General features: G+C 56.1%; 24 protein-coding genes. 13 read left to right on the top strand and 11 right to left on the bottom strand.

Annotated elements, in window-relative coordinates; translation table 11 throughout:
- The first annotated feature begins 7 nt into the window (after positions 1-7).
- From EJ361_RS10055 to hemN, 9 genes are all read left to right on the top strand, one after another.
- On the top strand, positions 8-2,386 hold the full coding sequence (locus EJ361_RS10055) for a heavy metal translocating P-type ATPase (RefSeq protein ID WP_126245437.1): 2,379 nt from the start codon (positions 8-10) through the stop codon (positions 2,384-2,386).
- An 88-nt stretch (positions 2,387-2,474) separates the two neighbouring features.
- A complete protein-coding gene (ccoS, locus tag EJ361_RS10050; protein ID WP_126245435.1) occupies positions 2,475-2,627 on the top strand; it encodes a cbb3-type cytochrome oxidase assembly protein CcoS in 153 nt (50 codons plus the stop codon).
- 12 nt (positions 2,628-2,639) lie between these two features.
- Positions 2,640-4,769 carry a cytochrome-c oxidase, cbb3-type subunit I gene (ccoN, locus tag EJ361_RS10045; RefSeq protein WP_126245433.1) on the top strand — a complete coding sequence of 710 codons (2,130 nt, stop codon included), beginning with the start codon at positions 2,640-2,642 and terminating at the stop codon, positions 4,767-4,769.
- A 5-nt stretch (positions 4,770-4,774) separates the two neighbouring features.
- Positions 4,775-4,951 carry a CcoQ/FixQ family Cbb3-type cytochrome c oxidase assembly chaperone gene (locus EJ361_RS10040; protein ID WP_126245431.1) on the top strand — a complete coding sequence of 59 codons (177 nt, stop codon included), beginning with the start codon at positions 4,775-4,777 and terminating at the stop codon, positions 4,949-4,951.
- Positions 4,952-4,958: 7 nt separating this feature from the next.
- Entirely contained in the window at positions 4,959-6,017 is a 1,059-nt protein-coding gene (locus EJ361_RS10035) for a cbb3-type cytochrome c oxidase N-terminal domain-containing protein (protein ID WP_126245429.1), read from the top strand.
- An 11-nt stretch (positions 6,018-6,028) separates the two neighbouring features.
- Entirely contained in the window at positions 6,029-7,414 is a 1,386-nt protein-coding gene (gene ccoG / locus EJ361_RS10030) for a cytochrome c oxidase accessory protein CcoG (RefSeq protein WP_126245427.1), read from the top strand.
- A gap of 12 nt (positions 7,415-7,426) precedes the next feature.
- Positions 7,427-7,864, top strand: coding sequence for a FixH family protein (locus tag EJ361_RS10025; RefSeq protein WP_126245425.1), 438 nt, complete (start codon positions 7,427-7,429; stop codon positions 7,862-7,864).
- A complete protein-coding gene (locus EJ361_RS10020; protein WP_126245423.1) occupies positions 7,861-8,565 on the top strand; it encodes a sulfite exporter TauE/SafE family protein in 705 nt (234 codons plus the stop codon). The genes EJ361_RS10025 and EJ361_RS10020 overlap by 4 nt, the downstream gene beginning before the upstream one ends.
- Before the next feature lie 18 nt (positions 8,566-8,583).
- Positions 8,584-9,945 carry an oxygen-independent coproporphyrinogen III oxidase gene (gene hemN, locus EJ361_RS10015; RefSeq protein ID WP_126245421.1) on the top strand — a complete coding sequence of 454 codons (1,362 nt, stop codon included), beginning with the start codon at positions 8,584-8,586 and terminating at the stop codon, positions 9,943-9,945.
- A 1-nt stretch (position 9,946) separates the two neighbouring features.
- Here the strand turns inward: hemN and EJ361_RS10010 are convergent, their stop codons facing one another.
- The 6 genes from EJ361_RS10010 to EJ361_RS09985 form a co-directional block, all read right to left on the bottom strand.
- The gene (locus EJ361_RS10010; RefSeq protein ID WP_164714162.1) at positions 9,947-10,516 is read right to left on the bottom strand and encodes a helix-turn-helix domain-containing protein; all 570 of its coding nucleotides are present in this window, start codon (positions 10,514-10,516) and stop codon (positions 9,947-9,949) included.
- A 1-nt stretch (position 10,517) separates the two neighbouring features.
- On the bottom strand, positions 10,518-11,384 hold the full coding sequence (locus tag EJ361_RS10005; protein ID WP_126245419.1) for a hypothetical protein: 867 nt from the start codon (positions 11,382-11,384) through the stop codon (positions 10,518-10,520).
- A gap of 9 nt (positions 11,385-11,393) precedes the next feature.
- Positions 11,394-11,936 carry a heavy-metal-associated domain-containing protein gene (locus EJ361_RS10000; protein WP_126245417.1) on the bottom strand — a complete coding sequence of 181 codons (543 nt, stop codon included), beginning with the start codon at positions 11,934-11,936 and terminating at the stop codon, positions 11,394-11,396.
- 83 nt (positions 11,937-12,019) lie between these two features.
- A complete protein-coding gene (locus EJ361_RS09995; RefSeq protein ID WP_126245415.1) occupies positions 12,020-12,406 on the bottom strand; it encodes an HYC_CC_PP family protein in 387 nt (128 codons plus the stop codon).
- Between the two features lie 34 nt (positions 12,407-12,440).
- On the bottom strand, positions 12,441-14,441 hold the full coding sequence (locus EJ361_RS09990; RefSeq protein ID WP_164714161.1) for a putative porin: 2,001 nt from the start codon (positions 14,439-14,441) through the stop codon (positions 12,441-12,443).
- Between the two features lie 30 nt (positions 14,442-14,471).
- Positions 14,472-15,284, bottom strand: a complete 813-nt coding sequence (locus tag EJ361_RS09985; RefSeq protein WP_126245411.1) for a purine-nucleoside phosphorylase — start codon at positions 15,282-15,284, stop codon at positions 14,472-14,474.
- Between the two features lie 116 nt (positions 15,285-15,400).
- Between EJ361_RS09985 and sucC the strand changes: the two genes are divergently transcribed.
- From sucC to EJ361_RS09970, 3 genes are all read left to right on the top strand, one after another.
- Positions 15,401-16,612: an ADP-forming succinate--CoA ligase subunit beta gene (gene sucC / locus EJ361_RS09980; RefSeq protein ID WP_126245409.1), complete on the top strand. Its 1,212-nt coding sequence runs from the start codon at positions 15,401-15,403 to the stop codon at positions 16,610-16,612.
- 269 nt (positions 16,613-16,881) lie between these two features.
- Positions 16,882-17,886: a DUF4407 domain-containing protein gene (locus EJ361_RS09975; protein ID WP_126245407.1), complete on the top strand. Its 1,005-nt coding sequence runs from the start codon at positions 16,882-16,884 to the stop codon at positions 17,884-17,886.
- Between the two features lie 121 nt (positions 17,887-18,007).
- On the top strand, positions 18,008-18,418 hold the full coding sequence (locus EJ361_RS09970) for an OsmC family protein (protein ID WP_126245405.1): 411 nt from the start codon (positions 18,008-18,010) through the stop codon (positions 18,416-18,418).
- 160 nt (positions 18,419-18,578) lie between these two features.
- On the opposite strand, the gene EJ361_RS09965 is transcribed toward EJ361_RS09970, so the two are convergent.
- From EJ361_RS09965 to EJ361_RS09945, 5 genes are read right to left on the bottom strand one after another with little or no spacing between them, the layout of a single operon-like run.
- Positions 18,579-19,199, bottom strand: coding sequence for a SprT-like domain-containing protein (locus EJ361_RS09965; protein WP_126245402.1), 621 nt, complete (start codon positions 19,197-19,199; stop codon positions 18,579-18,581).
- Between the two features lie 3 nt (positions 19,200-19,202).
- Positions 19,203-19,601, bottom strand: a complete 399-nt coding sequence (locus tag EJ361_RS09960; RefSeq protein WP_126245400.1) for a hypothetical protein — start codon at positions 19,599-19,601, stop codon at positions 19,203-19,205.
- A complete protein-coding gene (locus EJ361_RS09955) occupies positions 19,591-19,821 on the bottom strand; it encodes an AtpZ/AtpI family protein (RefSeq protein ID WP_126245399.1) in 231 nt (76 codons plus the stop codon). The genes EJ361_RS09960 and EJ361_RS09955 overlap by 11 nt, the downstream gene beginning before the upstream one ends.
- Positions 19,781-20,233, bottom strand: a complete 453-nt coding sequence (locus EJ361_RS09950) for a bactofilin family protein (protein ID WP_205686977.1) — start codon at positions 20,231-20,233, stop codon at positions 19,781-19,783. Before EJ361_RS09950 ends, EJ361_RS09955 begins: the two co-directional genes overlap by 41 nt.
- A 54-nt stretch (positions 20,234-20,287) precedes the next feature.
- Positions 20,288-20,683 (bottom strand): hypothetical protein, encoded by a 396-nt coding sequence (locus EJ361_RS09945; protein ID WP_126245397.1) that lies wholly within the window; start codon positions 20,681-20,683, stop codon positions 20,288-20,290.
- Between the two features lie 356 nt (positions 20,684-21,039).
- Between EJ361_RS09945 and porW the strand changes: the two genes are divergently transcribed.
- Positions 21,040-23,886, top strand: a complete 2,847-nt coding sequence (gene porW / locus EJ361_RS09940; protein WP_164714160.1) for a type IX secretion system periplasmic lipoprotein PorW/SprE — start codon at positions 21,040-21,042, stop codon at positions 23,884-23,886.
- Positions 23,887-23,930 lie beyond the last annotated feature (44 nt).

Here is a 23,930-nt window from a genome sequence, read left to right as displayed (position 1 = left end):
TTGGGCCATGATCAAACAAGCCCGGGAAGTCAGCCACCAGTGTACCCATTGCGGTGAACCTTGCCCACCCGAAGAACAGTTCTGCTGCCAGGGTTGCCAAGCGGTGTACGAACTGCTGAACGAAAACGGCCTTTGCCGGTATTACGAGATCAACGAAAAACCGGGCGTGGCGCAGCGCCAGGCCGTCCGTAAAGACAAATTCGCTTTCCTGGACAACGAGCGCACCCAGCAGCAGCTGCTCCGGTATCGCGACGAAAAGCAGGCCCACGTTACCTTCCACATTCCGCACATCCATTGCAGCTCGTGCCTCTGGCTCCTGGAAAACCTCCACCGCCTCGACCCCGGCGTGCAACGCACCGAAGTCAATTTCGCGGAAAAGGAAGCCCGTATTATTTACGATCCTTCCCAAACTTCTTTACGAAAAATCGCCGAAACGCTCACCAGCATCGGCTATGAACCGTATATTTCCCTGCAAGACCTCCGCGCCCGCAAACCCGCGCCCAACCGCAAGCTCATCTATCAGCTCGGCGTGGCGGGATTTTGTTTCTCCAACATCATGTTACTGTCGTTCCCCGAATACTTTTCAGGCGAAGGGCATATGGAAGGCCAGATGACCGTGGTTTTCAGATACCTCAACCTCCTCCTCTCCCTTCCCGTCTTCTTCTACTCCGCCCAGGCTTTCTACATGCCCGCCTGGAAAGGCCTGAAGCATGGTTTCCTCAATATCGACCTGCCTATCGTGCTGGCCATCGTCACCACCTTCACCCGCAGCGTGGTGGATGTGCTCTCCGGCACCGGTGGCGGGTATTTCGACTCCATGACCGGCATCGTCATGTTCATGCTCATCGGCCGGCTTTTGCAGGATAAAACGTACCGGGGGCTTTCGTTCGACCGGGATTATACCGCCTATTTCCCCATTGCCGTTACCGTGATGAAAAACGGGGAGGAAGCGCCCACGCAATTGCCCGACGTCAGGACCGGCGATACGCTCCTCATCCACAACCAGGAGCTGATACCGGCGGATGGCTTGCTGGTGAAGGGTTCCGCGCTGATCGATTATAGTTTCGTAACGGGAGAATCCGTGCCGGTACGCAAGCAGATGGGCGAAATCATTTACGCCGGCGGGCGCCAGCTGGATGGGAACATGGAAATCCTCACCATCCGCGAAGTGGCGCAAAGTTACCTCACCAGCCTTTGGAACCGTGAGGAACTGCGGAAGGACAATCCCGGCAAACCCTCGTTCATCCACCTGCTCGGACAATACTTCACCTGGGTGGTGCTCCTCATTGCCGCCGTTACCGCCATTTACTGGGGAGTTTACGACAGCGCGAAGATCTGGCCCGCCGTGACGGCGATCCTCATCATCGCCTGCCCCTGCGCGTTGCTGCTGGCTGCCTCTTTCACCAACGGCCATATGTTGCGCATCCTCAGCCGGCACAAACTTTACCTCCGCAATGCCCAGGCCATCGAGCGGATGGCGGGGCTCACGCATATCGTGTTCGACAAAACGGGGACGCTGACGGGGAAATCGAGCACCACCGTAACGTGGCACGGGCGGGAACTGACGCATGCGGAAGTAAGCGCAATCGCGGCGTTGACGGCGCATTCCCAGCACCCGGCCAGCCGCCAGGTGCGCGAGTTCGCGGGCAAACCTCTCGTCCACACCATCGACCGGTTCAGCGAACAGACGGGGCAGGGTTTGCAGGGATGGGTGCACCAGATGCACGTTCAGCTCGGCAGCGCGGCCTACACCGGCGCGCGGGATACCGAAACGCCCGGCGCCAGTGTGGTCCATGTCAATATCAACGGCGACCATGCCGGTTATTATCTGCTGCAACATGCATATAGACAGGGCATTCCCGAAATGCTGGGCGATTTGCAGCGCCATTTCGGGCTCACGCTCCTTTCGGGAGACCAGCCCGGGGAAGCGGAAAACCTCCGCAGGATGATGGGCCCCGACGCCACGTTGCTTTTCCGGCAGCAGGCGCACGACAAGCTCGACCGCATCGTGCAGTTGCAGGAAAAAGGGGAAAAAGTGCTGATGATCGGAGACGGGCTGAACGATGCCGGCGCCTTGCGCCAGAGCGACTGCGGGATCAGCCTCACCGAAGATTCCAACAACTTCACCCCCGCCAGCGACGGCATCCTCGAAGCTTCGCAGCTCCACCGCCTGCCGGCTTTCATCCGCATGAGCAAAATCAACAAACGCATCATTCTCATCGCTTTCGTATACTCGATCGCGTACAATCTGACCGGACTTTTCTTCGCCGTGCAGGGGATACTGAGCCCGTTGACAGCCGCCATCCTCATGCCTTCCAGCTCCATCAGCATCATATTGCTGACCTGGGGGATGAGCGAATATGCCGGCAGGAAGCTGTTGCGTTGATGAGCATCATCGGGTGGTTTGACGCGTGTCATCCAATACCGGCGGCTGCCTCGATACTTTTACACCACAATTACAAAAACTTTAACAAATGAGTGTGATCATCATGCTGTTGTGCGCCAGCCTCGCCGTAGCCATCTTTTTTTTGGTCGCCTTTATATGGTCCGTCAGAGACGGGCAGTACGACGACGATTACTCTCCCGCGCACCGGATCCTTTTCGACGATAAAACCAGTAAAGAATAAACCTCCGTTCATATGTCTCTTGAAAAATTCTCGTACGACAACCGCACTGTCAAATGGTTTGCCTATGCCGCCATTTTCTGGGGTCTGATCGGCATGCTGGCCGGCCTCTGGGCTGCGCTGGAGCTCGTCATACCCGGCGCCAACCTGGGCTTCGCGCCCATTACTTTCGGACGCCTCCGGCCTGTGCACACCAATGCGGTGATTTTCGCATTCGTTGGCAACGGCATTTTCATGGGGGTGTATTATTCCCTGCAACGCCTATGTAAAGCCCGCATGTGGAGCGATCTGCTCAGTAAAATCCACTTCTGGGGCTGGCAGGCCATCATCGCCGGCGGCGCGCTCACCCTGTTCCTCGGTTATACGACCGGTAAGGAATACGCGGAGCTGGAATGGCCGTTCGACATCGCCATTACCCTCATCTGGGTGGTGTTTGGCGCCAACATGCTCGGCACCATCCTGAAACGCCGCGTGAGCCACCTGTATGTGGCCATCTGGTTCTACATCGGCACCTGGGTGGCCATCGCCATGCTGCATATCGTGAACTCTTTCGAGATGCCGCTGTCGCTTTTCAAGAGCTATTCCTGGTACGCCGGCGTGCAGGACGCGTTGGTGCAATGGTGGTACGGCCACAATGCCGTGGCTTTCTTCCTCACCACGCCTTACCTCGGCCTCATGTACTACTTCGTACCGAAAGCCGCCAACCGCCCGGTTTATTCCTACCGCTGGTCGATCATCCACTTCTGGGCGCTGATCTTTATTTACATCTGGGCCGGTCCGCACCACCTGTTGTATACCGCATTGCCTGAATGGGCGCAATCCCTCGGCACCGTGTTCTCCATCATGCTCATCGCTCCCTCCTGGGGCGGTATGCTCAACGGCCTGCTGACGCTCCGCGGCGCGTGGGACCGCGTGCGGGAAGACGCCGTGCTCAAATTCTTCGTAGTGGCGCTCACCGCTTATGGTATGGCTACATTCGAAGGACCGATGCTGTCGCTCAAGAACGTAAACGCCATCAGCCACTATACCGACTGGACGATCGCGCACGTTCACGTGGGCGCCCTCGGCTGGAACGGCTTCCTGACCTTCGGTATCCTTTACTGGATGATCCCGCGGCTGTTCAACACCCCATTATATTCCCGCAAATGGGCCAACGCCCACTTCTGGATCGGCACCCTCGGCATCATCTTCTACGCCATTCCCCTGTACTGGGCTGCGTTTACGCAAAGCATGATGTGGAAACAGTTTACGGAAGACGGAACGCTGAAATACCAGTTCATCGAAACCGTGAACGTCATCGTTCCCATGTACGCCTTGCGCGCACTCGGCGGATTGCTCTACGTTTCCGGTGTGATCCTCATGATCGTGAATATCAGCAAAACCGTCCGCCGCGGGGCTTTCGTGGCCAACGAGCCAGCAGAAGCCGCCCCGCTCGTGAAGGCCGCGCCCGAAGCGCACGGCAAATCCAAAGGCCACTGGCACAACTGGATCGAGAAGCGCCCCGTGCAGATGGTCGTGTTCAGCCTTATCGTGGTCGGGATCGGCGGTATCCTGGAAATGGTGCCCACCTTCCTGGTACGCAGCAACATCCCCACCATCAGCAGCGTAAAACCATATACGCCGCTGGAGCTCCATGGCCGCGACATTTACGTCCGCGAAGGCTGTTATACCTGTCACTCCCAGATGGTGCGCCCCTTCCGCGACGAAGTGGCCCGTTACGGCGAATATTCCAAAGCAGGCGAGTTCATTTACGACCACCCGTTCCAGTGGGGCTCCAAGCGCACAGGGCCGGATTTGGCAAGGCTCGGCGGAAAGTACCCGGACTCCTGGCACTTCAACCACATGCTCGACCCCGTGTCGATGAGCCCCGGGTCCATCATGCCTTCGTACCCCTGGCTGTTCGACAACCGGATAGATAAAGGCAAGACGCCCGCCATGATCAACGTCATGCGCAAGATCGGCGTACCATACGCTGAAGGGTACGAGCAGCAGTCGAAATCCGACCTGGAAAAACAGGCCGGCGAAATTGCCGCCAACCTGAAAAAGGATAAACTGGAAATTCCGGCAGACCGTGAGATCGTAGCCCTCATCGCCTACCTGCAAAGACTTGGTAAAGACATTAAAGCCACCGCATCCAACAACTGATCGCCATGAAATTCATCAACTATCTCAAAACGATACAAGACGTCAGCATTTACCCGATGGTGTCGCTGATCCTCTTCTCCGTCTTCTTCCTCGCCGCGGCGTACCTCGCATTCCGGACAGACAAGCAGACGATGGACGCCATCAGTCATTACCCGATCGACAACGACGCACCTGAAAAATAGCAAGCCCATGAAACGCATTCTCACATTTCTGCTGACCATCCTCACCCTGCAGGCATCCGCAGCCGGTGCGCCGCCCGATCCTTACGGCGAGCTCACGCACCCGGTGGCCATCCTGCTGATCACCATCGCGTTCGGGCTGCTGATCGCCATCATCGTGCTCGGAAATACGGTCATCTCCGCGATCGACATCTTCCGCGACCGCATGAAAAAACTCCCGCTGGTACTGCTCCTGCTCGCCGCAGGCCACGGCGCCTTTGCACAGGAAGCGGCCGTGGAAAAAGTATCCCAACCAATTGTGGCGGGATTGTCGGACACCACTTTCTATATGCTGCTCACAGTGGTGGGGCTGGAGATCTTCGTGCTGCTGTTCCTCCTCCAGGCATTGCGCATCCTGACCGGCATTACCCGGAAGAAAAAAGCGAAAGTGGCGAAGGCCGCCGTTCCCGGCAAACCGCGCATCACCTGGATGGAGCGGCTCAACAAGACCCGCAGCCTCGATGCCGTATCCGAAGAAGAAGTCGATTTAGGGCACGATTACGACGGCATCCGCGAGCTGAACAATCCTACCCCGCCCTGGTGGCGCTGGGCATTTTACCTCAGCATCGTTTTCGGCGTGATTTACATCTGGCGTTACCACATCTCCGAAACCGCGCCGCTCCAATTGCAGGAACTGGCCATCGCCGATGCGAAAGCGGCCGAAGCGAAAGCCGAATACCTCAAGAACTCCGCTAACAACATCGACGAAAACAACGTGAAACTCCTGACGGAAGCGGCAGACATCGGCGCCGGACAGAAAATGTTCGCCACCAACTGCGCCGCCTGCCACGGTCCGGAAGGCCAGGGGCTCGTAGGCCCCAACCTCACCGATAAATTCTGGCTGCACGGCGGAAAAGTGAACGAAGTGTTTTCCACCATCAAATACGGCGTGCCGGATAAAGGGATGAAATCCTGGAAAGATGATTTCTCCCCCAAACAGATCGCGCAGCTGTGCGCCTACATACACACTATAAAAGGCACGACGCCAGCCAATCCTAAAGCGCCGGAAGGCGTGGAAGTAACGGAATAAAACAAGGTAAAATGGAAGCGCAAGAAATGTTCAGGGACCATCTGGCCACCATCGACGAGAAAGGAAAACGCAAATGGATCTATGCCAAAAAACCGTCAGGAAAGCTTTATACAGCCAGAACGGTACTGAGCATCGGTTATTTTCTACTGTTCTTCAGCCTGCCGTTCGTTCAAATCAACGGCAGGCCCTTGTTCCTCTTCGACATTCCCAACGGCCGCTTCACCATTTTCGGCGCCGTGTTCTGGCCGCAGGATTTCTTCATCTTCGGCCTCGCCATGCTCGCGTTCATCCTCTTCATCGTATTGTTTACCATGGCTTTCGGAAGGATTTTCTGCGGATGGATCTGTCCGCAGACGATCTTCATGGAAATGCTTTTCAGGAGAATAGAATACTGGATCGAAGGAGACGCCGCACAGCAGAAAATCCTCGCCCGCGCGCCGTGGAACACGGAAAAGATCGTGAAGAAATCCGGCAAGCACGCGGCCTTCTTCCTCCTGTCTGTCATCATCGCCAACACTTTCCTCGCTTACATCATCGGCGTCCGCGAACTGAAACACATCATCACGGATCCGCTCAGCGTACACCTCGGCGGATTTCTCGCCATGATCGCGTTCTCGTTCGTGTTCTACGCCGTGTTCGCGTTTTTCAGGGAACAGGTGTGCACGGTGGTATGCCCGTACGGTCGCCTGCAAAGCGTACTGCTCGACAAAAATTCCGTGGTAGTGGCATACGACTACGAAAGAGGCGAACCACGCGGGAAATTCAAAAAAGAAGCGCAAGGCCTGGGGGATTGTATCGACTGTATGCAATGTGTGAATGTTTGTCCCACCGGGATCGACATCCGCAACGGCACGCAGCTGGAATGTGTGAACTGCACCGCCTGTATCGACGCCTGCGATTTCATGATGGAAAAAGTAGGCCGGCCGACAGGGCTTATCCGGTATGCGTCGGAAGATGGCATCGCGAATAAACAGCCGCTGCGGTATACGGGGCGATTGAAGACTTACACCGTCATCCTTTCCCTTTTGCTGGTAGCCATCACGTTCCTGCTCATCAGCCGAAAACCGGTAGACGGGTCCATCATGCGGACGGCCGGCATGCTGTACCAGGAGCGCGGGGCAGACAGCATTACCAACCTCTACCGCATCAAGCTCGTGAACAAAACGCTGACCGACGTGCCGTTGGAGTTGCGTATCGAAAACGGCATCGGGAAAGTGGAAGTGGTGGGCAAGCCCATCCATGTGAAACCGGAAGCGCAGGGAGAAGGCACGTTCTTCATCGTGCTGCCGCGTACGGCGATCCATCAAAGAAAATCGGTCCTCAAAATAGGATTATATGAAAACGGCCAACGGATCGGGGAAAAGAAGACCACTTTCCTCGGGCCCGCCGGCCAATAAAAACGTACTGTTATGAACTGGGGTCATTCCATCATCATCGTATTCGTCCTTTTCGCCATCGGCATCCTCACGCTCGTTACCCGCAGCATGCAAACCCGCATAGACATGGTTACGCCCGAATATTACGCCGAAGAGCTGAAATACCAGGCTACCATCGATGCGCGCAACAATACCGGGCAGCTTTCCGCCCCGGTGCGCGTGACGCAGCCGGGAGACAGTATCGAGATTACTTTCCCCGGCGAGCTGAAAGGCACGCCGCTGCAAGGCCAGGTACACTTTTACCGCCCGGCGGATTCCCGCCGCGATTTCGTGCTGCCCCTCCAGCTCAACGCATCCGGCCAGCTGCTGGTGAGCCGCGCGCAGTTCGACCGCGGGCCCTACCGCATCAAACTGCAGTGGCAGCACAATGGTAAAGACTATTTCCAGGAAACGCAATTCTACGTACAATGACCGCCGCCATCACTGCCGCATGGCTCCTTTCCGGACTCGGGCTGGGCTTCCTCGGAAGCTTTCACTGCGTGGGCATGTGCGGCCCCATCGCCCTCACGCTACCCGTCCAGCACCTCAGCGGCTGGAAGAAGATGGGTGGCATCCTGCTTTACAACGCCGGCCGCGTTACCGCCTACATGCTGCTGGGCCTCGTGTTCGGCTGGCTGGGGCAACAGTTCTACCTCGGCGGGTGGCAACAGGGATTATCGATAGGGCTGGGGGTATTGCTCCTGGCCGCCGTGCTTTTCGGCAAGCTGACGCCGAAGCTGAAGATGGGATGGGTGCAACGGTCTCTCGGGAAATTACTCGCCCGCCGGAGCACCGGCACGCTGTACGCCATCGGTTTCCTGAACGGTTTTTTGCCCTGCGGACTGGTGTACATGGCCGTTGCAGGCGCGGTAGCTTCCGGGAGCGTGTGGGGCGGTGCGCTGTTCATGGGCGCTTTTGGCGCAGGAACGCTGCCGGCGATGGCGGCCGTGTCCTGGTTCAGCCAGCTCCTGGGCATGCGGGGGCGCATCGCCGTAAGGCGCGCCATGCCTTTCGTGATGGGTGTGATGGCGATACTGCTCATCCTCCGCGGCCTCAACCTCGGCATCCCTTATGTTAGCCCCGAAATGCATCCGCATGCAGAAAAAGTGATCGAAAAATGCTGTCATAAATAGTGAGATAAATTGAGCGTCATGACCACCATGCTAAAAAAATACCAGGTAGCCGCCCCGCGATATACGAGTTATCCGACCGTCCCCTATTGGGACACTACCGCTTTCCGCGAAGACCAGTGGCTGGAGGGGCTTGCGCCCTCATTTGCTTCGCTGAACAATGAAGACGGGATCAGTCTTTACATCCACCTCCCCTTCTGTGAAAGGCTCTGCACCTACTGCGGCTGCAACAAATACATCACCGTTAACCACGATTACGAAATCCCATACATCAACACGGTTTTGCAGGAATGGGAGCTGTATTTGCAACACTTTCCCGAAAAGCCGCGCATCCGCGAAGTGCACCTGGGCGGGGGAACGCCCACGTTCTTCAGTCCCGCCAACCTCACCCGTCTCCTCAACGCCATCTTCGACTCGGCCAACGTACTGCCCGGCGCCGAACACAGCTTCGAGGGGCATCCCAACAACACTACGCCGGAACACATGCAGGCGCTGTACGATCTCGGTTTCCGGCGGATGAGCCTCGGCATTCAGGACCTCGACCTCAACGTTCAGACCATCATCAACCGGATACAACCCTTCGAAAACGTACGCAACTGTGTGGAAGCAGCGCGCCAGATCGGGTACACCTCCATCAACTTCGACCTCATTTACGGCCTGCCGCTCCAGACGCCCCAAAGCATCCGCGACACCTTCACGCAATGCATGTTCCTCCTCCCCGAACGCATTTCGTTCTACAGCTATGCCCACGTACCCTGGATCAAGGGGAACGGGCAACGCCTCTTCAGCGAAAAAGACCTCCCCACCGGCGACCAGAAACGCGCACTGTATGAACTGGGGAAATCGATCCTGGAAAACTATTTCTACGTGGAAATCGGGATGGACCACTTCGCACTGCCCGACGACAAACTCTTCGAAGCCGCGGCAGACGGGAGCCTCCACCGGAATTTCATGGGTTATACGGACCACCGGACCTCGCTGCTCATCGGACTCGGCGTTTCCGCTATCAGCGATACCGGTAACGCATATACGCAAAACGAAAAATCACTGGCCGCGTACCAGGAGAAAGTCCGCGAGGGGAAGCTCCCTGTTTTCCGCGGACATCTGCTTACGACAGAAGACCTCCGGCTCCGCAACCACATCCTCCGCCTGATGTGCCGTTTCGAAACGCACTGGGACCGGCAGGACGCGAACTGCGACGCCATTTCCGAAAGCCTCCAGCGCCTGCAGGAACCCGAGCGCGACGGCCTCGTGGAAGTGCGGCCGGATGGCGTAACGGTGACTGAAAAAGGAAAGCCATACATACGGAACATATGCATGGCTTTCGATGCCCGGCTGTGGCGGAACATGCCGCAAACGCAGCTGTTCAGCAACGCGGTCTGAATCAGATATTGTCGAGCGAACGGCGCTTTTCTTCCTTCAGCTGCTTGAAATGGCTGGGCGTAAGGCCCGTCACTTTCTTGAACTGCCCGGAAAGATGCGCCACGCTGCTGTATCCCAGCTTGTAGGCGATCTCGCTGAGCGTCAGCTCGCCGTACACGAGCAATTCCTTCACCTTTTCGATTTTCTGCTGGATAATGAACTGCTCGATGGTCGTGTTTTCGGTTTCTGAAAACAGTTTGCTCAGCATGTGGTAATCTTTCTGCAGCTTTTGCGAAAGCAGCGTGGAAAAGTTTTCGTTCATCTCATCCAGCGCACCGTAATGGACGGTTTCCACGACGAAGTTCTTGATGGTTTCCACGATCTGGGTTTTCCGGTCGTCCAGCAACAAAAACCCTTCTTCCTGTAACGCATTGGCGATGCGCGCGGCAGCCGCTGCATCGGGCTCGGTTTCGAGTTCGGCCTTCCCCAGCGTCACATCCTTCACAACCTGACCTTCGTGCTCCAGCACGTACCGCACCATTTTGACGCAGCGCGGGCAAACCATGTTTTTGATATGTAGTACCGTGCTCATCCTATTTTTTGAGAATGTTATACAAATTGTATTCGTACCGAACGAGGAAACTTTGGTCCATCATGCGGGCCATGTCTCCGAAAAGCTGGGCGCGGTAACTGAGATCGATGCGCGAATTGCTGTTGATAATCAGCTGCACCGCCGGCGCCACGTCTACGTAATAACCGCTGCGGTATTGGTCGAGGTTCGATTTGCCCAGCAATTCCACGTAGAGGTTCAGGTTCGTCTGCTTGTAGCTTTTGTACGATCGGGGCAGCAACAGGTATCCGGCCGACAGTGTGTAATTCAGCGCGCTGCGCGATACGTACGGCAAATTGTGCTGCGTGTTGTTCATATACCGGTCGTACGCCAGGCTCCCCGAAACGGCGAGCTTATGCACGAGCTGCGTGGCGATCACGCCCGCGCTCACGCCGGACGTCATACCATCGATGTCAAGGTCCTGGTTATTGAACGCTCCGGCCGTATGATCGTGATCGGGGCCCATGGGCGGCGCGTAGGGATTGTTGATGACGGAGCCCTTCGCAAAGGCCGCCATGCGGAAATGCGAGTGTATATCATCCACCGACAGGAAACGGTATTTGGCGTACAGCCCCGCCCCTTCCGCCTTGAAGCGGTTTTCCATCACATTGGAGAAATACCCGCTGGCATGTACCATAAGCTGCTTGCTGATACCTACCATCACTTCGGGCTGAAGGCGGTAGCCGGTGTAGCTGGCATGGTCCATGGGGTAAAACCTGTTGGTGAGCCGCAGCCCGATCGAGTTGGCGGGCATGTTGCTGGCGGGTTCGGTTTGCACGTAGAGTTCCTGCGCCCGTGCCGAAATGCCTGCGCCTGCGAGGGCGAGGACAATGGTCAGTTTTTTCAGCATCATGACAGATTAAATGGTGACGTGATAAACCCGGGTTCCTTTCCTGTCGTTGCCGCAGCAGGATTCCATGACACCGGTATTGATGCATTTCATCTTGGTGAAGGCGGCGTATTTCCTGAAGGATTTGGCGGGAAGGAAGTCGCGGTCGATCACCGTTACGTCTTTTTCACCGCTGAGGGTCTGGGGTTTCACGTTCACGAAGTGCAGGGTTTGCCCGCCGAAGGGCACATGGGTGTCGTTTTCCACTTTCATGCCGTTGAAATCGGCCGTCATCACCAGTTTGCCCACCGAAAACCCTGCGCCTTCCACTTTCTGGCGGATCTGGTCGATATTGACGTTTACGCCTGGTTTGAAATGTAGGATGAAGGTGGTGGTGTTGAGGTCGGTGTCGATCCTGTCGACGAAAGTGAGGGTTTTCAGTGCTTTCTGGGTAGCGTTCGAGCACATGGCGCAGGTGAGGCCTGCAGCCTGGAGAGATGCTTTTTTATATTGCTGCGCGGATGCGGAGAACGTAATGCCGGTCAACGCCAGCGCAAAGAGGATCGTTTTCATTTTTCCTTGATTTGAGGCCCGGGGGCCGTTTGAATAGATACGTACATTCAGTTACAACAGTTGGTCGGGGACGAACGGCTGTATCAAATCAGGAAGAGGCAGAATTGTTTGTAGCGGGGAATGCCGCTGGGCGGTGGCGCATTGATAGGCGCCCAGTCCGCGAACACGGGAGCAGCGGCGAGGCTGGGTTGCCAGGCGGGCTGCAACAGCGTTAATATGACCGGAGAAGGCTCCGGAAGGCTCACACCGGCTTTGGCGCCCTGGTGCGAGTCGTCGTATTTGACGAAGCGGGCTTCATCTTTACAGCAATCTCCCTTTTTCTCCATGCCACATTTATTGCAGCCTTCGTCATGGGAAACGTGCAGGTCAACAGAAGCAAGTTCCCCCATACAGTAATGCACATTAACACTGAACCCGCTGGTAATCAGCGAGTAAAGTATTGCAATACAAATGGTGAGGAATTTCTTCATATGACAAATATACGCTTTTCGGCCGAAACGGGCATCAGTTCACGAACCACCAGCGCAGGCCCACCCGGATCCCGAAATTGTTCGAAGGGTACAGGGGCGACACGAAGTTATTGTCCCATACCAGTGAATTCAGGTTTTCGCCGCGCACGTAGGCCGACAAAGACTTGATCCTGAAATGGACGAAAGCCGCCACTTCGGGTTTGTTGTTGATTTGCAGCACATCCTGGTATACGAACTGGCTGAGCATGGGAGAATAATCGTCCGCATAATACGGCGTGTTGTATTTCCCTTCGAGGCCGGTGTAAAGGTTCAGGTTCTTGAAGAGTTTGGCCGTATAGGCAACGCGCAGGCGCGCCCAGACGGTGGGCAACTGCACGGGCGCCGTTCCTGCGATCTGCTGGAAGGCGGCGTCTCCGTCAAACGTAAATCCGCCCACATCGAACCTTTTATACGCCACGAGCTGGAGGAGGTTGAACACCCCGCTGCTTTGCGCGCTTTCCGTGAAGCTCTTGAAATAGGTGTAATTGGTGTAGAGGAAATAATTGGCGGTGAGGCTGTATGTAAGCTTCTTATTATCGGCCCGCACCTGGATCTGGGTGATGTTTTCCTTATTGAGGCTGCTGTTGGTCCAGATTTGTTTGTTGCGGGTACCGAAATAGCGGTATACGTAAGACGGTTCGCGGTTGACGTTGGTGGCCATGAGGCTGATGCGGCCCAGTGTTTCGTTGAGATGGCTGCTCAGGCGGCCGGAAACGGCGTAGTCGCCGGCGTTCTCGCCCACGGGGTAGAGGTCTCCCTTGGCCTGGATGTCCCATTTCTGGTTGCGCGTCTTGTTTCGGTATTCGCCATGGAGGCGGAGGTTGGTGAACGAGACTTCGTTGAACGAGCGTGCCGTCATGGAAGTATCGAACTGGCCTTTGATCATTTCGAAAGCCGCGCCCACGCGGATGAAGTGCGCCTGGTTCCCGCGCATGGGGAACTGCATGAGCGAAACGTCGTTGCTGAAAATCCGCCAGCGGTGCCGCGTCCGGACCGTATCGGGATTGTTCAGGGGGATGTTGATGTTGTAAAAGGTACGGTAGTACAGGGAATCCGGCTGGCCGTCCTGGAACCGGTAGGTGTTTTCCGTGTAGGTGAGTGTGTGCTCCACACGGAATACGGGGTCGAATTTGTAATACTGGGTGGTATCGTTCACATGAACCGTATCGCCATGACCCCAGTCGTATTGCTGGCGCAGGAGGATGCTGGCTTCCTGGTTATAGCTTTTTACGGCGATATTGGTGTTGAGGAGGCCGCCGAGGCGCGGATTGTTGCCGCCGAGGCGAACGGGTATGAGGCGCGGATCGGTATATTCCGGGGCTTTGAGGTCGGCATTGTCTAGCAGCCCGCCGTTTTCGCCGCCGTTGATTTTATTAAGGTAATAGCTGAAGTAGAGATGATAGCGTTTGTCCTGGCTGTTGTAATTGGCCGTTACATTATAAGTATCGTGGTTGGTGGCCTGGTTCTGGAAAAACCCCGGGCTGTTGATTTTCCGGTACTGGAACGAGAAGTTGAATTTTTCGCCGCGGTTCTGGGTGTGTTGCAGGTTGATCATCTGCTCCTGTTTGGCGCCGATGAGGTACCAGAGTTCCGAGAAGGGCCGGTTGGTATTATAGAATTTGGCGTTCTGGTGGTTGAAGCCGTAAACGTCGTACGAATGGAACCCTGCGTCGAAGCCGGGGACCAGGCGGGGGGTGAAAACGAGGTTGCGGGCGGCGTTGCCGTTGTTGCCGAGGGTCATGTAGGTAGCGGGGAAGCCGAGATAGTTCAGCGAGAAATCGGCGATGGAAGAATCGATCGTGAAATCGGTGGGCTCGTCCAGGAACCGGTAGCGGAGCGTGAGCGTATCGGGCTCATGGTCGTGCCTGGTCGTGTCCCGCTGCATGGAAGTATTGCCGCCGCCGCCGCGCATGGGCAGGCGGCCGGTGTTGAACTGCGCCCTGAGGGCGGTGCCGGTGCAAACCAGCAGAAGGAAAAGGATCGAGAATTGCCTCATCGGGATGATTCGTGTAAGGTCCGGCATATGCTACAATTGCCGGGCCAATTCGCTGAAAATATAAGTTAAATGCGGCTCCGCCGATTTGGCGGCGGCCAGTACCTCTTCGTGGGTGATGACGTTTTCTTCTTCACGGATGCCGAGGTCGGTGATGACGCTCATGGCGAAAACGCGCAGCCCGCTGTGGGCGGCTACGATGACTTCCGGAACGGTGCTCATGCCCACGGCGTCTCCGCCGATGATGTGCATGAATTTATATTCGGCCCGCGTTTCGAAGGTGGGGCCCTGCACCCCAACGTATACGCCTTCGTGCAAATGGATCCCTTTGCCGGCGGCGATTTCCTTCGCTTTGGCGATGAGCGCCTTGCTGTAGGGTTCGCTCATGTCGGGGAACCGGGGGCCGAGGGCGGCGTTGTTGGCGCCGCGGAGCGGATGTTCTGGCTGGAGGTTGATGTGATCGGTGATGACCATGAGATCGCCCACCCGGAATTTGGCGTTCATGCCCCCTGCCGCGTTGGAAATGAGGAGGGTCTCGATGCCGAGGGCCTTCATCACCCGAACGGGGAACGTGACCTGCTGCATGGAAAGGCCTTCATAATAATGGTACCTCCCCGCCATGGCCACCACGGGCCTGCCGGCGAGCTTCCCCAGGATGAGCCGGCCCGAATGCCCCTCCACCGTGGCCGGCGGGAAATGGGGGATCTGGTCGTATGGGATCTCCACCCGGTCGGTAATCTCCCCAGCCAGGTTCCCCAGGCCACTGCCCAGTATGATGCCCACCGCAGGACGCCCCGGAGCGAACTGCTGAATATAGGCCTTCGATTCGTTGATCTGTTCCAGCATTTGCGGATTTTATGCCCGGCAAAGTTAATTGTTCGTTGCATATCATCCATCCCATCCAAAGAAATCCCCGGATTAAAACATAAAATGCCTAAATTAGCGGCCAAATTTGTATTCCGATGAATTTACACGAGTACCAGGCTAAAGAACTGCTGAAAAAATACAACGTACCGGTACAGGAAGGTATCCCGGTTGACACGCCCGAAGCTGCCGCCGAGGCTTACAAGCAACTGAAGGTGCAGTTTGGAAACGAGTTCGCCGTAGTAAAGGCGCAAATACACGCGGGCGGCCGCGGTAAGGGCAAGATCCGTGGCACCGAACAACGCGGCGTAGCCGTTGGTAAAAACGCGGAAGATGTAAAAACCATCGCCGGAAACATCCTCGGTGGCACCCTCGTAACCATCCAGACCGGCGAAGCCGGCAAGGTTGTCAATAAAGTATTGGTAGCTCAGGACGTTTACTATCCCGGCGCCAATCCCATCAAAGAATTCTACCTCTCCATCCTCCTCGACCGTGCAACCGGTCAGAACGTGATCATGTACTCCACCGAAGGGGGCATGGACATCGAGGAAGTAGCCCATAACACGCCCGATAAAATTTTCAAGGAGTGGGTATACCCCGGCGGCAAACTCGAAGCCTTCCAGGCCCGCAAGATCGCCTTCAACTTCGGCCTCTCCGGCGAAGCGTTCAAAAACATGGTGAAATTCGTGACCAACCTCTATAACGGGTACGTTGGGCTCGACGCCGCCATGCTCGAGATCAACCCGCTGTTCAAAACGAGCGACGAAAAAATCATCGCCGTAGACTGCAAACTGAACCTCGACGACAACGCCCTCATCCGCCACCCGGAACTCGTTGCCCTGCGCGACATTACCGAAGAGGACCCCACCGAAGTGGAAGCCGGCAAACACAACCTCAACTTCGTGAAACTCGACGGTAACGTAGGTTGCATGGTGAACGGCGCAGGCCTCGCCATGGCTACCATGGACATGATCAAGCTTTCCGGTGGCGAACCCGCCAACTTCCTGGACGTAGGCGGCACCGCCAATGCGCAAACCGTTGAAGCCGGTTTCCGCATCATCCTGAAAGACCCGAAAGTAAAAGCGATCCTCATCAACATCTTCGGCGGTATCGTTCGTTGCGACCGTGTTGCCCAGGGTGTGATCGACGCTTACAAATCCATCGGCACCATCGAAGTGCCCATCATCGTACGCCTCCAGGGTACCAACGCCGCCGAAGCGAAAGCCCTGATCGAGGAAAGCGGCCTGAAAGTGCAATCCGCCATCCTGCTCAGCGAAGCAGCCGCACTCGTAAACAAAGCCGTTAGCTAAGCTTTCGACTTCATATTTTTCCGGAAAGGACGGTCTTATGGGCCGTCCTTTTTCGTTATGGGCCGTCATCCGCCCGCTGGCCCGGCCGCCGTTGTGTCACTCCCTTCAACAGCCGTTCGCCGCCCGGCGATGCATCTTCCCGCCACCGACCGCCTGCCATCGATCCCCACCGCCCGCGGTAAATTTGCGACCCGGGCAGAAAAATTGACTATTTTTGACTTCCATCCTTCTTATCAAAAACATGACGGCTTACCTGAAAATGAAACAGCATGTTACGTATCCGTCATTTCTTCCTTATCTGCTCGGGCGCTCACTTGCCCCTGCTCCGCCGCGCACCTGCCGAAACCAATAAGTACGCCGGCATAGGGGCCACCATTTTCTTTACCGGACTGTTTGCCGCCATCGCCGCAGGGTATGCGCTGTGGACCGTTTTCCGCACCCCCTGGGCCGCCACCGGGTTCGCTTTGCTTTGGGGGCTTATGATCTTCAACCTCGACCGCTACATCGTATCCAGCCTCAAGAAGCGCGACCGCTTCGGCAAAGAGCTCTGGATGGCCGTTCCGCGCCTCCTCCTCGCCGTGATGATCGCCGTGGTGATCTCCAAACCGCTGGAGCTGAAAATCTTCGAACGGGAAATCCTCGCCGAGCTCACCCTCATGGAACAGGAACAGCGCCAGGCGGAAGACTCCCTCGTCCGCGGCGCCTTCACTTCCCGCAAAGCGGAACTCGCCACAAGGATGAACGCCCTCCAATCCCAAATCTCCGTACAAACCGCGCGGGTAGACACCCTCCAGCTGCGCGCCCAGCAGGAAGCAGACGGCACCGGCGGCTCCCGCGTCAAGAACCTCGGCCCCATCTACAAAGCCAAGAAAGCCGATGCCGACAGCGCCTCCGCAGCCCTGCAAACCCTCCGGTCACAACGCGCCGCCCTCATGGCGGAAATCCAGGCGGAAGACGATACCCTCGCCGCGCGCCTCACCGCCCTGGAACGCCACAAACCCGACGGGATGGCCTCCCGGCTGGAAGCACTGGGCCGCATCACCGGCAAAAGCGCCCCCATCCAATGGGCCAACTGGTTCATCATGCTGCTGTTCATTGCCCTGGAAACCGCCCCTGTGCTCGTGAAACTCATCTCGCCCCGCGGGCCGTACGACGATCTGCTGGACCAGCACGAATTCGCCTTCGCCATGCACCGGAAAGAAAAGAAAGCCATCCTGGAAATGCAGACAGACGAGCGGATCCGGAAAGCGGAAGAGGAAACGGCATACGTGTGACGGAGTGCGCTTGAAAATCCCCTGCCAGCACCAGGCCGCTCCCACGTACGCACCAGAAACCGGTGAAAGGCACACTTTCCAATTTGGGAATCATCCGAACATTGCGTACATTAAATATAATATGCAGGTACATCTCAAAACCATCCACGAAACGAGTGCAGCAGCAGGCTGGGCGGGCCCTCGCAGCCTGGTGATAGACCGGACGCCGCGTGCGGGAGGCCTGGGCATCGGGTTCAGCGGGGAAGAATTGTTCATGATGTCTATCGCCGCGAGCGTGTGCAACAGCCTTTACCACGAAGCCGCCGCCCGCGGGATCGCGGTGGCGCACGTGGAGATCATCGTAAATGGTGACTGGAGCGGCGAGCCCGCACAGGCCCGGAACATCCGGTACGATATCCGCGTGGAATCATCTGCGCCGCGGCAAGACGTCGAAGACCTCATCCGCAGCGTCGATCAATCGGCCGACATCCCGAATTCACTGCGCGCCGGCACCGCCGTCAAACTCAATTCGATCGACATACTGAAGGCATAAACCGCTTCCCGCGGCCCTTCCGCCCGGTGGCCCCCGTCACCGGGGGATGCATTTATTTATTACAAGCTGTTCCACAAAGCGTACCCGAAAATGCGTACGATCTCCCGCTAAAAGACCGCCCACAGTCCTGGCGGAAACGGAAAATCGTGTTCAGGTAAAACTATTCGCTCACCAGCTCCACTTCGTACACCGGGCTGAAGAGGTAGGCTCTTTTCGTTTCGATTTCTTCGCAGCGGATGCGTTTACGGATTTTTTCGCCGCGGCTGAACACGCGGCCGTCTTTCGTTCTGAAGAGTTGCCCGATGGGGAGTTGCTCCACGAGGTAGTGGTTTTCCTTTTTACGGTCGTACCGCATGAGGACGCGCATCAGTTCTTCATCCGAGCAGGAAGTGGCGCCGGGGTTGTGGAGGCTTTTGCGGACGGCGGTTTCCACGTCGATCGGGAGATAGCCTTTCCCGATGAATTCCTTGAGGATCTTACCGTATTCGTTTTTCCACTCGCGGCCATGGGCCTGCACGCTGTGGCTGTAGATATTAAAAGTGGTAAGATGCGCGATCTCGTGGAGGAGGGTGAGTAAAAAAGCGTATTTATTGAGGCCGCCGTTGATACTGATGCGATGGCCTTTCCCCTGGAAGGGATGGCGATAGTCGCCCAGCACGCTCTGGCGCTCACGGGTGATGGTGAGATGGACTTTATACTCGGTGATATAGGCGATTACCTGCTCGAAAGTGCCATCCGGCAGGTAAGCGGCCAATGCGTGTAGAGGATGTTCTTGCTTCAACGGCTACTGATGTTTCTTCTGCCGGAGGCTGGCGCGGAAAAGCTGCCAGGTTTCCAGCACGGTATACACGAGGTAAAAGAACAACAGGATGAAGATGGTAGCTTTGCTGACATGGTCGCGGGTGACGAACACGTACACGCCGATGCCCGCCACGCAGAGCATCAGTTTGCTCAGCGTGGAGGCATAAACGGAACGAACGAAAACGTTCGGATTTTCGGCCGCAAGACCTTTCCGGCAAAGGGAATAGCTGACGAGGGCGATGAGGGCGAGAACGATGTTGCCGGCCACGAGAACGGGGAAATCGACCCCAAGGGAAGCGAGCCATCCGTTCTCCAACGTAAACAACAAACCCGTGATTGCCGCGACCATTGCCGCCAGCCAGAAAATAAATTTATCGGTCATGCCTGCTGGTATCTTTTACAATTTGCCACAAAAGTAGGGCTAAAGCGAGTAAAGAAAAAATGATCATGAACAACGGGAAACCGATGTTGACCTTTTTATCCAGCAGGTAACCCAGCCAAAGCGCCACACCGATGCCGGCCATCATCTGGAAGGCCAGTCCGGCGTACCGCAGCAGCAGGTTAGACGGCTTCTGATTCTTCTTGGACGAGGGATCTTCCATGTTTTACGTCTGCGGTGATTTCGGCCCCGGTGCGTGCCGGCGGTGCATCTGCCGGGTCCATATAGCAACGGCCGTTGAATTTCACGGTCGGCTCCATTTCGAAATGCGCGGTATAAATGTCGCCTTTGATGGAGGCGTTGCCTTTCAGGAACAACAGGTCGTCTACCTTGATAATCCCGGTCACTTTGCCCAAGATGTCCGCACTCTGGCAGATCAGGTCTCCCAGGATCTCCCCTTCCGGTCCTACCACGATCTTCGCTTTGGTAGAAACCAGGCCCGTAACCTGGCCATCGATACGGATATCCCCTTCACACACGATGTCTCCCTGGATAGTGGTTCCGTTGCCAATAAGGTTGATGTTGGAGGAAGGCATAATGCTCTTGCCTTCACTTTTCTTACTTTGGTTAAACATAGGTCAGAAGGTTTTTCTTTTTAATAAAGACGGTGTAAGATAGTGAAAAAATATTTAATAAGTACTGTTTTCGACTTTCGGGACTTTCAGCATCGTGGTATCCAGCTGGATGTTGCCGCCGATGACGTTCTTCAGGTTTTGCAGGTAGCGGTCGCGGGTGGAGATCGCGCGTTCCAGGGAATCCGTCCGCATTTTCAGCTGCAGGAATTCCTTTCGTTGCTTGAGATCTCCGTATCCGGGGATGTAATACCGCAGGGGCGTAAACACCACCGTTGCCACCGTGATAGCCACCAGCAGCACGAACAACGTGCTGAGCGCCACGTATACGCTCATGCGCGACAGGCGGAAGGCGGTCACCTCCTCATAGGTATCGTCGTTCATGATCACCAACCGGTATTTATGGTTCAACCGGTCGAGGCTTCTGCCCTTATTTTTGTCTTCAGTAGCCATATTTCTGCAAAAATGTAAAGATTGAAGTTTTTACCGAAATATCCATCAAAAATTCATAATTTGTAAATACGATTCCGGATTTGCCCCAAGTTAGCCCTAATACGCGCAGTCCGAAAAAAAATTATCCTATCTTTAAAATATTTTTTCCCAAATAAAAGTTAATAAAGAAGTTATTACCGACCTGGCTTTACATGCATTGTTCTAATATATCTCTATTACGTGCCGGTGTGGTGGGAGGAATGTTCTTTTTCGCCGCAACCGCAACGGTTTTAGGGCAGGATAAACCTGCCAATCAGCCCCCGGCCAGGCCCGAGAAGCCCCTTAAGGTGGAAGACCGGCGCCCTCCGTCAGAAAAGATGGCCTCAAAACCATATTCCTTCACCCGCAGGGTGGTGCAAAACACCGTGACCCGGTATAACTACTATTACCACGCCAAACTCAAGCTGGAAAAGGTACTGACCGGTATCAACAAGCAGCGGCAGGACAATTACAACGTCTACTTGCCCTTCTACCCCTTCACCGTCGACAAGCTCAACCTCGATGTCAACGAGCTGGACTCCGTGGTCCAGAAAGCTTCGGTAGCCGTCCAGATCCACGACCCGCGCGGCCGTTGGATAGACGACAGCTACCTGCTCATCGGGAAAGCATACTATTATAAAGGCGAATGGGAAGCCGCCGCCAATACTTTCCAGTTCATCAACACCACTTTTGCCCCGAAAAAGAAATCGGATTACAACGCCGTGGTGGGCAGCAGCCAGAACGACCTCCTGTCCATCTCCAGCCGCGAAAAAGAAAAAACCTGGTACGCCCGGCATTTCCGGCATACCAGTGCCCGGAACGACGCCTTCCTCTGGCAGGCGCGCACCCTCATAGAACAGAACAAGCACGACGAAGCCCAATCGCTCCTCAATATCCTCGAAACCGATCCCTATTTCCCCCGCCGCCTCGACGGCCAGCTCGCCGAGCTCCAGGCCTGGAAATTCTATAAACAGGGACAGTACGCCGAAACCATCGAACCGCTGCGCGTGGCGTTGAAAAAAGGCCACAGCAGCCGCGACCAGAAGGCAAGGATGTATTACATCCTCGGCCAGTTGTACGTTTCGCAGAACAAATACGATTCGGCCATGACGGCTTTCCGCGACGTGATCGCCGCCAAGTCTGACGCCACCATCGATTTCAACGCCCGTGTCCAGATCGCCAAAGCCAATACCAAAGTGAACGGAGGCAGCCTGGAAGAAAGCATTGCCGCGCTGCAAAGCATGCTTCGCAAAGAACGATTCATCCCCTTCCGCGACGCCATCTATTACAACATGGCATCGCTGTGCGCCAATGAAGATCCCGAACGAGCGATCGATTTTCTGAACAAATCACTGCAGGTTGAAAGCGCCAACATGCTCCAGAAAACATTGACGTTCAAGGGCATGGCGGACATTTATTATTTCCGGAAAGATTATCGCAATGCACAGCGGTATTACGACAGCACCGCGTCTATCATGGGCCCGGATTTCCATGACGCGGAGCTCGTGAACGCCCGCAAGGAAACCCTCGGCGCCGTGGCCGAAAAAGTGCAAACGATCCGCGACGAAGACAGTCTGCAACACATCGCCGGTCTGCCGCCGGCGATGCGCGATACTTTGCTGGCAAAACAGGTAGCTGCCCTCAAAGCGGCGAAAAACCCGCCCCCCACCGAAGGCGGTAAAAAAGGCGGAAGCTCCGCCGCGCAGGCGCCTTCTTCCTTCATCGCCAACAACAATAATCCGTCTTTCGGGCCCGCCAGCGAAGGCGGCGAATGGTATTTCTATAACCAGGGCAGCAAGTCTACCGGCTTCAGCGAGTTCCGCAGGCGCTGGGGCAACCGCGCCCTGGGCGACAACTGGCGCCGCAGCCAGCAGTCGGGCGCCCTGCTCGCCAATAACAATGCCCCAACGCCTCCGCAACCGGAAGTGAACGAGGGCAAATTGAACCCGTCGATCGCAGATCTGCCGGCAGACAGTATCAATATCTCACTGCTGGCCAGCCAGTTGCCGGATACGCCCGAGAAACTGGAAGCATCGCGCGGGCGCCAGCAGGAGGCGTATTTCGACCTTGGCAAACTCTACAACGACAAGCTCGACGATACCCGCGAGGGCATCCTCACTTACGATACCCTCCTGTCCCGCTTCCCGGAGCATCCCCGCAAGGTGGAAGTGCTGTACAGCTTGTACGCCTGGCATAACAAACTGAATCACAACGAACTGGCAGCCAAGTACAAGAACCAGGTGCTCACGCAGTTCCCGGGTACACAATACGCCAGTATCCTTACATACGGCGCGCTCAGCATCCAGGACAAGGAAAAGAACAAGGCCGCCGAAAACATTTACGAATCCGCGTACAACGCGTTCCGCCAGGGGAATTACGATACGGTGTTCGTGCTGCGTAAATTCTCCGACTCCACGGTAGGTTTCAGTCCCGTCCAGGCCAAATTCGACCTGCTGGAAGCCATGGCGATCATCAAGACCCGGCCGGAAGATGAAGGCAAAGCCGCCATCGCGTCCGTGATCACAAAATATCCCGGAGAAGAGGGCATCCTGAACCAGGCCAAAGCCATCCAGGAGGCGCTGGAACGCCGTCAGCAGGTGACCGATTACCTGACCCAGCTGGAAATCCAGCGGGACAGCAGCAGTACCGCACAGGTAGATGAAAACATCCGCATCCGCTATCCCTGGCAAACGCCTGCACCCAACCTGCCGGATTCCCTGGCACTGAAGGCCAAAGCCGATTCCGCAGCAGCCGCGGCCAACGTTCCGCCGCCGCCGCCGCCCAAACCGGTTACACCTTATCAACTTGGCGACGAAAAGGCAGCCATCCCGCACTTCGTGGTGATCCATTTCGACCGGGTGTCGAAAGTACTGATCGACGAAGCGGTGGCCCAGTTCTCGAAATACAACAGTGTGAAACACGCTTCCCAACAGTTGCAAACGAGCATGTACGCCCTGACGCCGACCGAGATCATGGTGATCGTGCGACTGTTCCCCGATGAAAACAAGGCACTTACGTATTTCGATGAAGTGAGCCGGGTGGCGAGTGAAACGATCATTCCGCGGATCCGTCCCACCGACTATCGCCTGTTCATCATTTCCCGCGAAAACTTCATCCTCTTAAATAATACCAAAGACCTGGAAGGCTATCGCAAATTCTTCGGGAACAATTACATAACGGAATAATATTTGCAATACAAACAAGTATGCTATGCCGCCCGGCCTATGAA

Origin of the sequence: Chitinophaga rhizosphaerae (genome assembly GCF_003958645.1) — a bacterium.
Classification (GTDB): Bacteria; Bacteroidota; Bacteroidia; order Chitinophagales; family Chitinophagaceae; genus Chitinophaga; species Chitinophaga rhizosphaerae.
Note: the sequence above shows the minus strand (reverse complement) of the source record. Positions and strands in the feature narration are given on the sequence as shown.